This is a genomic window from Acinetobacter brisouii (assembly GCF_008993995.1).
Taxonomy (GTDB): Bacteria; Pseudomonadota; Gammaproteobacteria; order Pseudomonadales; family Moraxellaceae; genus Acinetobacter; species Acinetobacter brisouii_A.
Map to the genome: position 1 here is coordinate 21,741 of NZ_BKNN01000002.1, position 15,821 is coordinate 37,561.

Genomic DNA, 15,821 nt, shown 5'->3' on the forward strand with positions numbered 1-15,821 from the left:
ATTTTGGCTCCACGGGCTTGTCGTTAATGACGTTACCGCAATGTGACTTAGAGAGAGCGCATATTCTACTGTGAAAAGCCCAAATCAGCTAGATCAAGAATCAGGATTATGTAAACGAATTTTCATGAAGTCTTTATTTTTTCGATATATTTTTTTTACGCTGCTTATTTAAAACACAATTTTTTTTTCGAATTGATCTGACTGTATAACAAATCGGCGACTGAAAGCTGTATTTCAGCTGCCGATTCATCCTTTTATGCCGCTTCATCTGCAATATAAATCGGTAAACTCACCTGCATCCGCATCGCCATGTCACAGAGATAGACCAGACGAATTAGGTGATCGATGGTCAACTTAGGTCTGGCAAGTGTCTGTGCCAATTGCTGTTGTAGCAATGACATGCCCGCTTGTTGTGCCAGTTGTTGCTGATCTTGCAAAATTTGGCGCTGCGAGTCGGTCAACCATAAACTCCCTGAACTGCTTAAACTGCACAGTACATCAAGCACAGGTTCGCATAAACGCTGAGCCAAAGTTTGCTGTAGTTGACCGTGCTGTTGATGTTGCTTTTTCTTGGCGAGCAATTGCTCAATTCGCCCAACTATACTGTCTTTCAGCGTTTTTTTCTGATGCGGTACAGCATCAAAATCAAGTTGAAATAACACTTGTCTAGGCTGAACCACATCTAAAAACAAGCTGATCGGCGTTAAACGCAACTGGTGTGACTGAACTGATAATGATGCAAACACCGCAACAATTTTTTCAGGTTCAAGACACAAGCGTTCCAGTTTACGGATACGTTCCAGACTTTGCGTGTTCCAGTCCAAACGTAGCTGCAAAACATTCTCCGCAGTATCGTAAACTGACCACCACAAACACTGTTCAATTTCATCGACCTGAGGCGAGTCACAACGGGCAATCTTCAATAACACCTGTTGTGCTAAACCTTCCACAGATTGCATTTGGCTTTGCCAGTGTTGCTGTAATTGTTGCCAGTCTTGAAAGGCGGCTTGCTCAAAAATCGGCTGATAATGTTCCAAGCTTAACTGGGCAAGCTGAGTCTGTGCCTGACTTGAACCTGAACTAGACAGACGACCCTGCTCAGAAAACCGTGGCTGCAACAAGCGCACATGTCGCTGCATCAAACTTTCGGCAGTATGTTGCCAAATACTGTGCTGCCCCCAAGCCCGATAACGGTCAAAGGTAGAATCTTGCCCTTGAGCACGGGCGATGGTCACATCAATTGGGCGCTGCTGCTGCATTTCCCAAAAATACAAACTTAAACCGCGCGCACCACCTTGGGTATGCCACCATCTTGCCCCGAGCGGTAATAAATCTAAATCTGCCTGTTCGCGATCATGTGGATAGCTCTGCCTTGACTGTCCACGTAACTGAATCAAATGCTCAGCATGACTGTGCTGCAACTGATGCAGATAACTCAGCATTTGTACGATATAGCACAGGCTTTCTCGTTCATTGGCATGTTCATCACGGCGCACTAACGCACTCACCTGACCACTGAGTTGACGCAACATACCTGCCAAACGGGGCAAACCTTCACTGCGTGCAGAAACATTAAGTAAATGCAACTGCCGTGCAGTCATGCTGCTAATATGTGCCAAGCCCTGTTGTAATAACTGAATCAGATCTTGCTGTAGCTCCTGAATAAACTGGCGCTCACTGTCACTGAGCAAGGCGGGATTTTCCTGATCGCTCAACTCCAGTTGTTGCCAGATTTTTCCATGTTGAAACTGCACCAAGCTCAGTGCCGCCAAGTGCAAAGCTGGCTGATCTTTTTCCACATCGGACAGCATGCCTGCAAAACCTGCCCCAGCCAGACAACTGACTTGCTCATCTAACTCAGGCAACTGTACTCGAATCCGATAGGCTTCGATGCTGATCTTGATACTGTGCTTTTGCCATTGTCGTGCCCACTGAATGGCTTTTTTCGCAGCAGCTTTCCCAATTTTCTTGGCAATCTGATCCAAATCAAGCGCCAACATTTCCGCCAAGACATCAACCGTAGGCGATGCTTCCTCAATCACTGAATGGGTTGTTTCCTCGGTTGAAAAACTTTCGCCTGTGGTCATAACACTGTTGTGATTTTGCTGTAGCCACAGCACCGCTGCGACAATATGCTTACACGCACCTGTTGCAGGGCAAGAGCATTGTGCCTGATGTAAGCCTGTTGCACTCAAACAGACCTGCTGACCATCACTTTGAATCAACACCTGATCAGGTTGTTCTTCTTGCAAACTGACTTTATTGGCATCGATATCTTTTAACGCACGGCGCACCAATCCCGCATTAGCAAAGGTGGACAGACTGTCCTGATCATAAGATAAATATTGAATTTTCCAGCTCATTGCATCACCGCTGCCATCCATTCAGCAAAATGTTCAGGGGTCAGCGCAGCCACAGACATGCCACGTTCACTGAGTTTTTGGGCCATTTGCATGTCATACACAGGCTGTGCCTGTTCATCCAGCGCCGCCAGTCCAAGCAGCTTCACCTGCTGACTACTCAGACGGCTAATTCCCCCCAGTAAATGCGCCACCGAACCGCCTTCTTCAAAGTCACTGATCAGGGTAAAAATGGTGCGATTCGGCTGAGTCACCAAACGCTCACAATAGTTCACCGCTTTGGCAATATCTGTTCCCCCGCCAAGCTGTGCAGTCAGCAAAACTTCCACAGGATCACTGGCAAGATGTGAAACATCGACCACATTGGTATCAAATAAAACCAGATGTACTTTCACCGCAGGCAAACTGGCTAAAATACTGGCACAGACCGCGCTATACATCACCGAACTTAGCATTGAGGCACTTTGGTCAACACATAAAATTACCGTCCACGACAAATGTCGTTGTACCCGCGCATTAAAAAATGGCTGCTGAATCACCAGTTTTTGTAAATCTACATTGTAATGTTTCAGATTGGCCTGAATGGTACGCCGCCAGTCAAAGTTTTGACTATTCGCCACCAATGAACGGCGAAAACGGTGCTTGCGTCCATGCATACTATTGACAAAATTTGCCTTCAAACGGGCAACAATTTGCTCGACCACACGACGAATAATCTCGCGCACAGCGTCACGGGTTTCGCTATTCATTCGCCCGCGCATACTCAGTAAAGCTTTGGCAAGCTGCGGAGTCGGCTCAAGGTGCTGCAAAGTATTGGCATCTTTGAGTAAACCATCGAGCTGATAACGCTCAATTGCTTGGGTCTGCACCCGTTCAAAAGTACTTTGTGGAAAGAGCTTGCGGGCGCTATTTAACCAATTCACCGCCGTCAGTTGTGAATTGTCCAGTGAGCCATGACGGGACTGCCCTGCAACTTGCCCACGCCCGTCATATTCACGGTTATACAAATAATCCAATGTGCGTTCCAACCGCAGTTGTTCAGCATCGAGCTGAACCTGATTTAAGGCACGGTCGCTATAACGCCCAAGCACCAAGCGCCAACGAGCAGCCGTATCGTATTCTTGCTTCATGCCTGCTCCTCCTGCGTGAACCACATTTCTAATTGTTGCTGTTGAAGGAGTTGCACTAATTGTTGATTGAGCTGCACACCTTGCAACATTTCGGTTTGTGAAATTTCGCTGCTGACCACGGTTAGACTCAAGCTCGACATTTGATTGAGCTGTGCCATATGTTCAGCAAAATGTGCCGTTTCTTTGGGCTTTAAATAGGTAAAGGCAAAACGTAAATCGGGCAATAATGCAATAAACGTCTGTTCATCCCAAGAGCTCAGCAGTTGGTTGAGCAAATCGCCCAATTCCCGATAATGCAGCAACAACTCGGGCGCAGCCTGTAAAATGCCTGACAAATATTGCACCGCATGTTCAGGAGTTGCCCCGATGCCAAAACGCTGTAACAGCGATTGCTGTAAATCCTGCTCGGCATATTTCCCATCTAAAAATGCCAATGCATCTCGACCACCCGCCAACAAATCAATTTTCTGCCATGCAACATCCAAACGCTGCAAACTTTGATAAAGCTGACTCAATAATTGTTGAGGGCAATCTAGAATCCGTTCAATCTGCTGTGCCAATTCGCGTAATTGCAACACCTGTTGCAGTACAGCTTGCTGTTGCTCAGGCGCAGGTGTGCTGTGTTGTTCCAGTAAAAATAAGGCACTCAGCAAAACCTATTGCAGTAAGGCTTTGAGTTCAGGCTGTTGCCGAAAACCGAGGAAATCTTTACCTGTCCATAAGTTCAATAGCTTTTGTCCGCACTGAATCACCGAAGACAGCTCAGGGTCATTGGGTAAATATTGCTGCACTTCGGCAAACAAGGCAGGAATCTGCTGATGCAGTCCCATCACCGCAGCACGCAGCAGCAACTGCACCGCCTGATGCGATGAACGTCCTTGACCTGCCTCATAAAAACGCTGTTTCAATTGAAGCAATTGTTGAATGGCTAAGCTCTGCACATCCCCCGCTTCCGCAGACAGTTCAATCAGCCGTGCTTCAACTTGCGGTGTCCACGCATATTCCCATTCTTCAAACAGTAAATGTAACTGCCCGCCTGTCAGAAAATCAGGACCTGTCTGATGTCGGGCAAAACCTACTTGCAAGAAACTGAGTAAGTGTAAAAAACGACTGCGTAAACGATGTTTAGGATTACGCAGTACATCGAGTTTAGCGCGTTTGCTGGTGGTATCATCCAGTTTAAAACGATGCGCTTTGGCAAGTTCCTCCACTTGCGCCAGTAGCGGTGGCGTTTGGGTCGAGCTAACCACTTGTCCAAGCTTCGCCCCACTCAAAAGCTGCATCAGCGTCTGTTGAAATGCCTGCTGCCCATCATCCAGACTGCCTTTAACAAAACTGCTTTGGCAGGCATCAATCAGGTCATAACGGCTGATCAGTGCATGTTCACGCAAGGCAGCCAAACCCACTGCCTGCTCACTGGCGGTCTTTACGGTAATAAAACTGCTGTCCAAAACTTGCTGCTGACGCAATTGTTGTGACAAATCGGAAATGACATCAATACATAAACGCTGACGTTGCTCGGCATCACTCCGTTCAGACAGCGTATTCAATTGCTGCCAACAGCGTTGATAAAATGCAGGGGATGGCATGCCTGAGGCATAACCATTCAAGGCGTCCAAACGGTCAAAACTATAACGGATCAGCCATGCCTGATCCTCCTGATCGGCAGATTTAAACTTTTTCAGGGGCTTCGGTGAGTCTTGCAATAACTGCCCTGCCAACTCCTCAATCAGTGCCAAGGTATGAAAACCACCTGTAATAATGCAAATATCTCCCTGCGCCTGTGTATGGCAGTCTAAAATCGATTGCAACATGCAGCGTTCACGGATCAGTGAGGCTTCTGCCTCAAGCACACTCGGCTCATAGTCCAGTCGTGACATGCTGCACCAGAGCTGCACTTCAGCAAAAAATTGCTGCCAGTGGCTCAGTTCAGCCTTGGATTTCAGTTCAAATAAATGATCCCACAGTTCATCATGGTTACGGCAATTCAGGCGGCTCGCCAGTGCTTGAATATACTGGCTATGTGCCAAGTAGCGCTCCTGCTGCAAACTTTGCGCCTGCCATGATTGCGTGTGACTGACTTGCTGTTCATGCGCGACCTGACTTGACCACGCCAAATCAATAAACTCCACCTGTGCATTGATCTGTTTAGCGGTTCGTAACGCCACCCATTCAGGCGAATAGTCACAAAATGGAAAATAAGCACTGCGATAGTATTTCTGTGGCGTCTCTGCGCCTGATTCTGGCACTAGATTCGGCGTACTCAGTTCAGTCTGACATAAAATTGCCAGTGGTGGCTGACTGTCAGGATGCTGCAAATCATTCAGTAATGGATTGAATGATTTAGGGGCTTCAATCAGCACATGGGCAGGTTGTAATTGTTGTAATGCCTGTAAAGTTGCATAGGCACAGGCAGGGCTATGATGGCGAACAGCAAGAAAATGAATGCCACGTTCAGCAAGCTGATTTTGCCAGTGTTGGGCTTGCTGTAAACGGGAAGGCAAAGTGGTGTCAGTCATGTGTGATCTATATCCAAGGCAGGGTCGCAAGGTCTGTCAACTCAAACCATGACAGACCCGATGCAAACTGGGTCGTGCGATTGCCTGCATCAACAGGCATCACACGAACTTGATGAAGAAAGCGCACAAGGCTTATTGCCAGAAGGTTTTACCTGCATCAAAAAAGGCTTTCCATGTTGCATCTTGCTTGGCACGTTCACGCGCCACATTGTCCATATAAAAACGCATGCGCTTGGCATCATCAGGGTTATCTTTCAGCACCACGCCAATCAACTGTTTGGCAATCGCCGCAGCATTTAAACTTTGATCTCCCAAGTAATAACCTTCCAATGCCGCAGCATAGGCAATATTCACCGCTTCAGCGGTTGACATCACCGCATCTGGAGTTTTCAGGGTGGTACCATCTTTGGTGGTTCCCTGACGCAATTCCTGAAAGATCGTCACAAGCAGATCAATCACCGATTCAGAAATACTGACCTGTGCTGACAAATCGCCCAATTCACGTTGCAACTGAGTAAAGACCAGTTCACGTTCAAACACAGCATCGGCAATGGGCTTAACGGTTTCAAAGTTAAAACGGCGTTTGAGTGCCGAAGACATTTCATGCACACCACGATCACGTAAGTTGGCTGTGGCAATGATATTAAACCCTGCCTTGGCATAAACTCGCCCTTGCTGCCCAAGCTCAGGAATCATCATGGTTTTTTCAGACATTAACGACACCAGTACATCCTGAATTTCAGGCGGGCAGCGGGTAATTTCTTCAAAACGTATAATCTTCCCTTGCTGCATGGCTTGATACACAGGCGATGGCACCAGCGACTTTTCATTCGGCCCTTCAGCAAGCAGCAAGGCATAGTTCCATGAATATTTCAGATGATCTTCCGTTGTGCCTGCCGTGCCCTGAATGGTTAAACCAGAATCATCACTAATCGCGGCTGCCAGTAATTCTGAGAGCATGGATTTGGCGGTTCCTGGTTCACCTACTAACATCAAGCCCTGTTTACCCAGTAAAGTCACAATGGCTCGATCGACCAGTGCATCATCCCCAAAAAACTTACGGCTGATCTTGAGTTGTTCATTGCCTAAAATAAACTGACGGACAGCCTTAGGTGAGCGTACCCAGCCCAATGGCTTGGCAGCACCACCATCATTTTGGGTCAAAATGTCCAGTTCTTCCTGAAAACGCTGCTCGGCACTCTGTTTAATAATCTGTTGCTGTGTCATGTACTTAACCAATTCTATTGTGATCTATTGCTTTGTATGCCGACCCAAATAAATCAAGTCAGCACTATGATGATTAATATGAATTTTCTAACTTAAGATGGTTTCTACTCGGAATCTTAAAGGCTTTGGTCAAATATCAGCATAACCTTCGGTTCGATCTACTTTTGTTTCGGCAAAATGAGAAGCAAAGCTTCGCAAGGAAACCATCTTGCGGAGTAACACTCCTCACTGCAAAACTCGCAATAATTTTTCATCTAAAAAATAATTCGCAAAAACAGAATTTTACAAACTACAGTTTGGCTCGGACAGTTGCAGATGACATTTCCACGTATCCAATTGATCTAAAAACCAAATTCCGTATTGAGTTCGAGTGATGATTACCAAGGGGTTTTCTTTTGCCATTCAGGATCAAAACCTCGGCATGCAGCCGCCACAGCCAAATAGTCGGCATAGCACTCTGCAAATAAAATCGGTGGGACATCTTTGAGTTGCATGTCACTACTGTTCCAAGAACGCCCTTTGACTTTGCTAAAACTCAAACGGTACAGCACCGCAGGCATATTTTCTTCAGGGAAATAACTGCCACTAAAATAAATAAATGCCGAAATCCCCAGACTGTTAAAGGTTTTGTAGTAATACTCAAATACGCCACCATCTTCCGCTTGCCCACGCTGATAGTCGAGTTTGGTGACTGTGCCACGTAAGGTAAAGGTATCGGTCATCCAGCCCAAATGGTCATCAATCTGATCTTTATTCGCCAGTTCCAGTTCAGGCAATACATGATCAAGCTGTTTGAATAAACCTTTGACTTTATAATCTTTATAATGCTGCTGCCATGCTGCAATCTCATCAGCATCCATCAGTGCAGCATGCGCCAAACGAATCTCACTGTCTTGGCTGAGTTCCACTTCATCATCGTCAGCATTGATCAAACTGCCATCTTCGGTGGGACGGAAGGTATTTAACACTTCACCTTGTGCCATTTCCTGCCAGACCAAACGCTGAATCAACAAACGCATCACAGGATGTTCAGCCAAATACTGCTGCCAGTCATTGACTGTCCAATGACGGTTAGCACACATCGCTTCATATAAACGGGCGGTTTGCAAATCAATGATTTGTTTCAGTTCTTTTTTGCTGCTACTGAACTGTTTTTTGGTTTCTTTGACCAGATCGGCATCATCGGTTTGGCGTGGTGCAGGCAATGCCTTAATCACTTTACCATCTTCATTTTTCAGAACCATTTTGAGCTGATCATCAAGAACTGCTGTAAACTCGCGCTCGCCAAACCTCAAACTTAAAACACCTTGCTCATCAAACCCTGCGGTTGGAATGGTTCGATCTGCCAGTTCATCATTGCTCCAGCCATTACGTTCTGCAATCACCTCAATATACTGACGTGCTTTTTCCTGTACCGAAGCAGTTCGATAACGACGCGCAATCGACAGTAAAAATTGGATAATTAACGGATCATTGCTGTTGGAAATTGCGGCGAGCATAGCTTCAATTTGCGCACGGCGCTGGTAATGATCTTTCATATATTGCTGCAACAGACGCACAGCTTTATGCCCCTGAATCCCGCTACTCAGTGCCAAAATCCCTTTATCAGAAATGGCTGAACCTAAATAACGTGACAGCACTTCACGCTTAATTTCCTCAATGACTTGCTCAAGGGTGAAATGCTCATAATGTGCATAGTATTCAGGGTATTTGTGACCATAGCGCTTAAATGCATCATGATAACTTTGCAAACGTGCAGGTGCGTGTTGCTCAGCTTCAGCCAGTGCCTCTTCTTGACTCGGTGAACGTACATCCTGATGGGCAAAACCTGCAAATAGAAACTCACCCAATTGCTGCTGGCTGTCGAGTGACAACAAACTCAAATAACGCTGAAATAACGCATTCCCAACAGGGTCTTTGAGTTTATGTGCCAACACCACCCACCAGCGTAAAATGGTTTCGCTGACGGCTGAGCCATCTTGCCACGTCAATGCAGGAAAAGACTGATCTAGCAACCATTTCAGACTGGTTGGCAGTTTGGCTTTTAAGCCTTTTTCCGCATCTTTGAGTAAGTGTTGAGGCGACAAATGCGCAGAAATATCTTCACCCAATTTTTCCAGTGCAGTCAATAATGCTGCAATCACCACTTCACGTTTTTCTTTTTTCAATGCAGTTTGTAATGCAGCAATCGCAGCCACATCGTTGAGACGGACGAGCCACTCTGCGGCAACGATACGAATTTCCTGCTTACTCGATGCTAAACCCTCTTCTGCACGTAAGCGAATGTCAGGTAGTCGTTGCAACAATTGCTGTGCCTGTAAACGGTAGCTTTTGCTTTCGCCCAAAGCCAGTTCGAGTAAACGCGGAATAAATTGGGTAGGTAACTGCGGGAAACAACCCAAAATTTGCAAGGCAGCAGCCACATTATAACTTTCATAGTAGCCATGTAACTGCGAAGGCAATAAGCCCAAAGCTTCAGCCAAAAAATCAGGTTGCTCCGCAAAAAATGGCCAAACATGCTCAGGGGCTAAACGATCCAAAGCATCATCATAGTTGGACTGCAATAAGAAATAAGCAACGGATTGATCAGCCTGATCTATGCCTGCTTTTTGAATCGCATCACGCAATTGACGCAAATCCAGCTTGGCATAATCCTCAGCCTTTAAGCAATCATTGAGTGCATAAGTACTAAGATGCATTCGCCCTTCCCGTATATAACGATGCCCCATCGCAATTAAAAAATGAATCAAGTTATATTCAGGTAACTGACTCAAACGCTGTTTATAGAAAATAATCTCTTGATCTAAATCTTTTTTCTTGGCAGATACTTCAGCATTTAACACATCAAAATAGCTAAAAATGGTGGCTTCATTGAGTTTTTCTAAACTCGCACAACGCTGCTGACGCCATTTGCTTTTCCATTTTTCCTGCTTGTTCTGTTCAATTTCAGCTTCGGCATCTTGTTTGGCTTTTGCCAGTACATCACGATAATTTTGCAGCAGAATATCTTTAGTTTGCTCAGGTAAACGGACAAACTGTATCGGTTCATAACTTGGAATATCGTATTGATCTTGCTGCTCAGCACGATCAAGTGATGCCAAACGTGCTAGTGCCTGCTCAATCGTCTGAATTACGGTTTTACTTTTTTCTTGAGTCAAGGCATGTTCCAGAGTTGCCTGACTGACTGTCCCCAAACGCGCCAACAAATCGGCTGCATAACCTCGTTCTTTCGGTGCTGCATTGGCTAAACGCTCTGCCAAATATTGCTGTACATCTTGTTCTTCCAAACCTGCCAGCATTGACTGAGCAGCGCTGCGCACCTTTTTACTGCTAGACACTGCACAACTCACAATCAACGATGGAAATTGCTTGGCAACCTTTGGATATAACTCCAAATAATTAAACAGGTTTAACTGACCATTGGCAGAAAGTCGTTGATAGAGTGTTGAAAAAGCGTCTGAATGCTGTTGAATATAATCTTTTAGATCGGGCAAACGATAGAATAAATCCAAATTACGCCAGTAATACTCAGACATATTATCGCGGTCAAATAGTGCATTCAGGATTAATGTACCTTCAAGCTGCTCTTGCTCTAGGAGTTCATGCAGCATTTGCACAGACCAGTTCTTGCGAAACTGCATATTTTTATTGATGGTGTGATCGCCCAAACTGCTATGCAATCCATCAATCATCAAATAGATCAACCAGCTCGGAACTTCAGCATTTAAACGGGTAATATTTTGTTCACGAGTCGCAGCAACTAAAAATTTGCCAAAACGGACGGTTTGCCCAAAGCTTAAGCCTATTCCAATATGGTTATAAAAATTCACTCGGGCATTTTTAGATTGATTGATTAACTTCTTTTGGTTTTGTACAAGAAACTGTGAACTGGGTGAAACGTGCCACCAATTCAGCGTTGCAGGTTTGTCCAATAAAATTGCAACATCGTCATCTTGACGGGACTGCAAGGTCATTAAAATTTCGGGATGTTGCCCTGACCAAATATAGTCAAAAATTTGGGTAGGATATTGTGAATTTAATGCTTGCAGTGGTGCAATCACTTTATACAGCAACTCTGCTGCGACTTTTTGTTGTTTATTGTCTTCTGATTCAACACCTAACTGACTGAATACATTTTCTAGCATCATTTAACCTTTTATTTTATCTCTTTTAGGAGAGATTTATTCTCATCTGTAAAAAGTATAATCAAATTTTATAAAAAGTATTGTATGTTTTATACGTTGTGCGACATTATTTGTCGTTCATATTTCTCACTGCTTTCGTGAGATTAATGCATGCCGACATCAAACAGAGAACCGATCCAAAAACTAAATAGCATCGCCAAAATCCCCCAAATAACCACACGGCTTGCGCCTTTCAACATTGAACTGCCTCCTGCATAACTGGCAATCGCTCCTAAAATTGCCAGAGACAATACCCCAACAAGACCGATTCCAACTTGTAACCACGTTTCAGGAACAACCCAAATAGCTAACAATGGGCACAATGCCCCTAAAGCAAAAGATAATGCAGAAGAACATGCCGCCTGTAATGGCTGTGCCAAAGTTTGTTCAACAATCCCAATTTCATCACGGGCATGTGCTTGTAAAGCATTATGTGCTGTCAACTGTTTGGCGACCTCAGCAGCCAAGCTTGCTTCCAACCCACGCTGTGTATAAATTTTAGTTAATTCTTTAAGTTCTTGTTCTGGATTATGGCGCAACTCATGCGCTTCCATTTTCAAGTCTGCATGTTCAATATCCTGCTGTGATTTGACCGAAATATATTCGCCTGCCGCCATAGATACAGCGCCCGAAATTAACCCCGCAATACAACTGACCAAAACCGTGTGTGTAGATGCACCACTTGCGGCAATCCCAATCACCAAACTGGTCACAGAAATAATCCCGTCATTTGCCCCCAACACTGCGGCACGTAGCCAACCCGAACGCTCGGTATAATGTTTTTCAATATGTGAAGAGTGTCGTGTCATGATCTTTTACGCTTTCTCTTATTTTGATCTTTAGGGTGTATATAACATGAATCTGTTCATCACTTCGACATCTGTTGCATCTAAACTGCGCACGACAAGTCATTACGACAACTTCTGACGTTATACGCTAGAGTCTCACCCACTTTTTTGGCATGATGTCTTTTTACAAGGAATAACAATACAATTTATGAGACAAATGCGTTGGTTAGAATTGCTCTCTGCAATTCGTTTAGGTACAAAAAAAACAGGAAATGAACAACTTGGGCGCAGTCCATTTCATAAAGACTATGACCGTATCATTTTTTCTCAAAGCTTTCGGCAACTCAACCGTAAAACTCAGGTTCACCCCCTGACTCAACATGATGGTGTACATACACGCCTGACACATTCCCTAGAAGTGTCCTGTATTGGGCGCTCCCTTGGCATGATGGCTGCCGAAAAAATCAAAGATGATTTACCCATGTGGGTGACGCCTGCCGATGTGGGTGCAATTATTCAGGCAGCATGTCTTGCTCATGATATTGGCAATCCACCTTTTGGACATGCAGGCGAATATGCGATTCGTGAATGGTTTGACGATGCTGCTCATACCAATTTTCTCACTGAACTTAGCCCTGAGGAACAAGCCGATGTGCGCCAGTTTGAAGGCAATGCTCAAGGTTTAAGACTATTAACTCGAATCGACTATCACCCCAATGACGGGGGGATGCGTTTAACTTGTGCCACTTTAGGTGCTTATCTTAAATACCCTTGGCTGTCTAAAACCATTGAATCCCAAGGTGACAGCCCTTCACATCAACGCGCAAAATTCGGCTGTTACCAAACAGAAAAAGACATTTTAAAAGATATTGCCGAACAGCTGGGACTGATTCAACTTGGTGAATATCACTATTGTCGTCACCCACTGACCTATTTGCTCGAAGCAGCCGATGATATGTGCTATGCCCTCATTGACCTTGAAGATGGAATTAGTCTCAATATTTTGACATATCAAGAAGTTGAACCGATCTTTCTCAATCTGATTGCAGATTATGGTATTCCAAGTGAATTGTCCGTTCCGTGGAGTACATGGCAGCAAAAAATTGCAGCTTTGCGTGGACGTGTCATGAAACGCCTAGTCGATGAAGTCACGACAGCTTTTGCCAAGTATCAGCACCAAATTTTGACAGGTCAACTCAATGGAAACCTGTTACAGTACTGCGCCCCAGATATTTCCGAAGGAATTGAACGTGCAAAAAATCTGGCTCGTGAAAAAATCTTTGGGCATCGAGAAAAGCTCGACTTAGAAATTGTTGCACACATGAGTTTACAAACTATTCTCGATGCTTTCATTCCTTTGACTGTTCCAAACAAGCAACTCAGCTTTAAAGATCAGCGTATGATGTCAATTTTGCAGCAATATGGCGCACATTTTGCAGAAAATCACTACCAAAACATCATGCAGGTACTCGATATTATCAGTAAGTTTTCAGATCATGAAGCTTATGATCTCGCGCAAGTTTTACAAGGTCGTCCGACCTCTTTGATTTAATTTCAGGAAAAACTCACATGATTGGCTGCTTAATCGGCGAAATTATTTCCATCGAAACGGCACCCTGCGTTTTATTAAACGTCAATGGTGTCGGCTATGAAATAGACACGCCACTTTCAACTTTTTGCCAATTACAAAAGGGGCAAAAAGTGACACTATGGACACACTTGGTTGTGCGTGAAGATGCGCAACAATTGTATGGTTTCTTGGATGCCCAAGAAAAAAGCATTTTTAGAACATTACTCAAAGTCAATGGTGTAGGTCCAAAAATGGCGCTGGGGATTTTATCTACACTCAGTGTCGAATTACTCATTCAAACGATTGAACATGATGACGTCAACACTTTGGTCAAAGTGCCAGGGGTAGGCAAAAAAACCGCCGAACGTTTATTAATTGAATTAAGAGATCGTATTAAAGGGCTATCTGGGAATCTACCCCAAAATCACCCCAATAGCACATTAAAACTTTCTGGCAATTCTGCAATTGCAGAAGCCGAAGCAGCATTACAGTCATTGGGCTATAAACCTGCCGAAGCACAAAAAGCAATTGCTTTAGTCAAAGATCAATTTACCGATGTCGCAGACCTGATTCGTGCGGCGCTTAAATCTATGATGAAATGATAAGCACCATGCAAGATCGATTAATTAGTAGTGTAGAAAAAACTGAAGATCATATAGATCGTGCCATTCGCCCAGCCACGCTATCAGACTATGTTGGGCAACCCGTTGTGCGTGAGCAAATGGAAATCTTCATTGGAGCTGCCCGTGGTCGTAGTGAAGCACTCGATCATACTTTGATTTTTGGCCCACCAGGTTTGGGCAAAACCACACTTGCCAATATTATTGCCCGTGAAATGGGTGGCAATTTAAAGTCGACTTCAGGCCCTGTACTTGAACGCGCTGGTGATTTAGCTGCATTGCTCACCAATCTTGAAGAAGGTGATGTGCTATTTATCGATGAAATCCATCGACTTTCTCCAGTGATTGAGGAAATCCTTTACCCTGCGATGGAAGATTATCAGCTCGACATCATGATTGGTGAAGGCCCTGCTGCACGCTCAATTAAACTGGATTTACCTCCATTTACGTTAGTTGCTGCCACCACCCGTGCAGGTTTATTGACCTCACCACTACGTGACCGCTTCGGCATTGTACAACGCCTTGAGTTTTACTCTGTCGAAGACTTGACCTCGATTGTCAGTCGTTCGGCGCTGTTAATGGATGTCCCGATGACCAGTGAAGGGGCATCTGAAATTGCGCGCCGCTCACGAGGTACACCACGTATTGCCAACCGTTTGCTACGCCGTGTTCGCGACTATGCTCAAGTCAAAGGCACTGGTGAAGTGACTCAAGACATGGCTCAACGTGCCCTCGATATGCTCAATGTCGATAAAGCTGGCTTAGACACTTTAGACCGCCGTTACTTAAGCATGTTACTTGAACGCTTTGATGGTGGGCCAGCAGGAATTGAAGCCCTTGCAGCAGCCATGGCAGAAGACAGTGGCACACTTGAAGATGTCATCGAACCCTATTTAATTCAACAAGGTTTTGTCATGCGTACTGCGCGTGGCCGAATTGCGACTAATCAATCCTATCTACAATTTGGATTGGTTCCTCCTGAAACCTAATTATGGAAAACATTTATGGCTAATCGTTTTGAGTTCAAAATACGTGTTTACATTGAAGACACCGATGCGGGTGGCATTGTTTATCATGCTAACCACATTCGTTTTATGGAACGCACCCGTACTGAGTGGCTACGTGCTTCTGGTATCGATCATTATTGGCACCAAACCGATTACAACTTTGTTGTCCATAAAATTGACATTAAATACCATCGCCCAATTCTGATGGATAACCTGATTACAGTAACTGCACGTGTTATTTCTTGTAAAACTGCGTCATTTGTATTGCAACAAGAAATTTATCGTGATGAAATCTTGCTAGCTTCTGGTGAAGTTGAGCTGGCATGCTTAAGTAAAGACATGCGCCCACGCCGACTTCCCGATTATCTCCGTCAGTTGATCCTAGAACAGTTGGATCAAGAAAAAGCATAAGTGAC

Annotated in this window: 9 protein-coding genes and 1 pseudogene; 4 read left to right on the forward strand and 6 right to left on the reverse strand. The window is 44.8% G+C overall.

Annotated elements, in window-relative coordinates; translation table 11 throughout:
• Positions 1-254 precede the first annotated feature (254 nt).
• From GBN19_RS01050 to GBN19_RS01075, 6 genes and pseudogenes are all read right to left on the reverse strand, one after another.
• On the reverse strand, positions 255-2,363 hold the full coding sequence (locus GBN19_RS01050) for a hypothetical protein (protein WP_151776842.1): 2,109 nt from the start codon (positions 2,361-2,363) through the stop codon (positions 255-257).
• A complete protein-coding gene (locus GBN19_RS01055; RefSeq protein ID WP_151776843.1) occupies positions 2,360-3,490 on the reverse strand; it encodes a VWA domain-containing protein in 1,131 nt (376 codons plus the stop codon). Before GBN19_RS01055 ends, GBN19_RS01050 begins: the two co-directional genes overlap by 4 nt.
• Positions 3,487-6,009: pseudogene (locus tag GBN19_RS01060) on the reverse strand (DUF5682 family protein). Before GBN19_RS01060 ends, GBN19_RS01055 begins: the two are co-directional and overlap by 4 nt.
• A 132-nt stretch (positions 6,010-6,141) precedes the next feature.
• On the reverse strand, positions 6,142-7,236 hold the full coding sequence (locus GBN19_RS01065) for an ATP-binding protein (RefSeq protein WP_151776844.1): 1,095 nt from the start codon (positions 7,234-7,236) through the stop codon (positions 6,142-6,144).
• Between the two features lie 377 nt (positions 7,237-7,613).
• The gene (locus tag GBN19_RS01070; RefSeq protein WP_171494408.1) at positions 7,614-11,381 is read right to left on the reverse strand and encodes a DUF4132 domain-containing protein; all 3,768 of its coding nucleotides are present in this window, start codon (positions 11,379-11,381) and stop codon (positions 7,614-7,616) included.
• A 143-nt stretch (positions 11,382-11,524) separates the two neighbouring features.
• Positions 11,525-12,229 carry a VIT1/CCC1 transporter family protein gene (locus GBN19_RS01075; protein ID WP_151776846.1) on the reverse strand — a complete coding sequence of 235 codons (705 nt, stop codon included), beginning with the start codon at positions 12,227-12,229 and terminating at the stop codon, positions 11,525-11,527.
• 187 nt (positions 12,230-12,416) lie between these two features.
• On the opposite strand from GBN19_RS01075, the gene GBN19_RS01080 reads away from it, so the two are divergent.
• Genes GBN19_RS01080 through ybgC form a run of 4 tightly spaced genes read left to right on the forward strand, consistent with a single transcriptional unit; the run spans position 12,417 to position 15,816 of the window.
• Positions 12,417-13,760, forward strand: a complete 1,344-nt coding sequence (locus GBN19_RS01080) for a deoxyguanosinetriphosphate triphosphohydrolase (protein ID WP_151776847.1) — start codon at positions 12,417-12,419, stop codon at positions 13,758-13,760.
• Between the two features lie 17 nt (positions 13,761-13,777).
• On the forward strand, positions 13,778-14,380 hold the full coding sequence (ruvA, locus tag GBN19_RS01085) for a Holliday junction branch migration protein RuvA (protein WP_151709729.1): 603 nt from the start codon (positions 13,778-13,780) through the stop codon (positions 14,378-14,380).
• Positions 14,381-14,388: 8 nt separating this feature from the next.
• On the forward strand, positions 14,389-15,387 hold the full coding sequence (gene ruvB, locus GBN19_RS01090) for a Holliday junction branch migration DNA helicase RuvB (protein ID WP_151776848.1): 999 nt from the start codon (positions 14,389-14,391) through the stop codon (positions 15,385-15,387).
• A gap of 15 nt (positions 15,388-15,402) precedes the next feature.
• Positions 15,403-15,816, forward strand: coding sequence for a tol-pal system-associated acyl-CoA thioesterase (gene ybgC / locus GBN19_RS01095; RefSeq protein ID WP_151709731.1), 414 nt, complete (start codon positions 15,403-15,405; stop codon positions 15,814-15,816).
• Positions 15,817-15,821 lie beyond the last annotated feature (5 nt).

Coding starts and splice junctions, on each gene's coding strand:
- GBN19_RS01050 (WP_151776842.1), bottom strand. CDS start 2,363: ATGAGCTGGAAAATTCAATATTTATCTTATGATCAGGACAGTCTGTCC.
- GBN19_RS01055 (WP_151776843.1), bottom strand. CDS start 3,490: ATGAAGCAAGAATACGATACGGCTGCTCGTTGGCGCTTGGTGCTTGGG.
- GBN19_RS01065 (WP_151776844.1), bottom strand. CDS start 7,236: ATGACACAGCAACAGATTATTAAACAGAGTGCCGAGCAGCGTTTTCAG.
- GBN19_RS01070 (WP_171494408.1), bottom strand. CDS start 11,381: ATGCTAGAAAATGTATTCAGTCAGTTAGGTGTTGAATCAGAAGACAAT.
- GBN19_RS01075 (WP_151776846.1), bottom strand. CDS start 12,229: ATGACACGACACTCTTCACATATTGAAAAACATTATACCGAGCGTTCG.
- GBN19_RS01080 (WP_151776847.1), top strand. CDS start 12,417: ATGAGACAAATGCGTTGGTTAGAATTGCTCTCTGCAATTCGTTTAGGT.
- ruvA (WP_151709729.1), top strand. CDS start 13,778: ATGATTGGCTGCTTAATCGGCGAAATTATTTCCATCGAAACGGCACCC.
- ruvB (WP_151776848.1), top strand. CDS start 14,389: ATGCAAGATCGATTAATTAGTAGTGTAGAAAAAACTGAAGATCATATA.
- ybgC (WP_151709731.1), top strand. CDS start 15,403: ATGGCTAATCGTTTTGAGTTCAAAATACGTGTTTACATTGAAGACACC.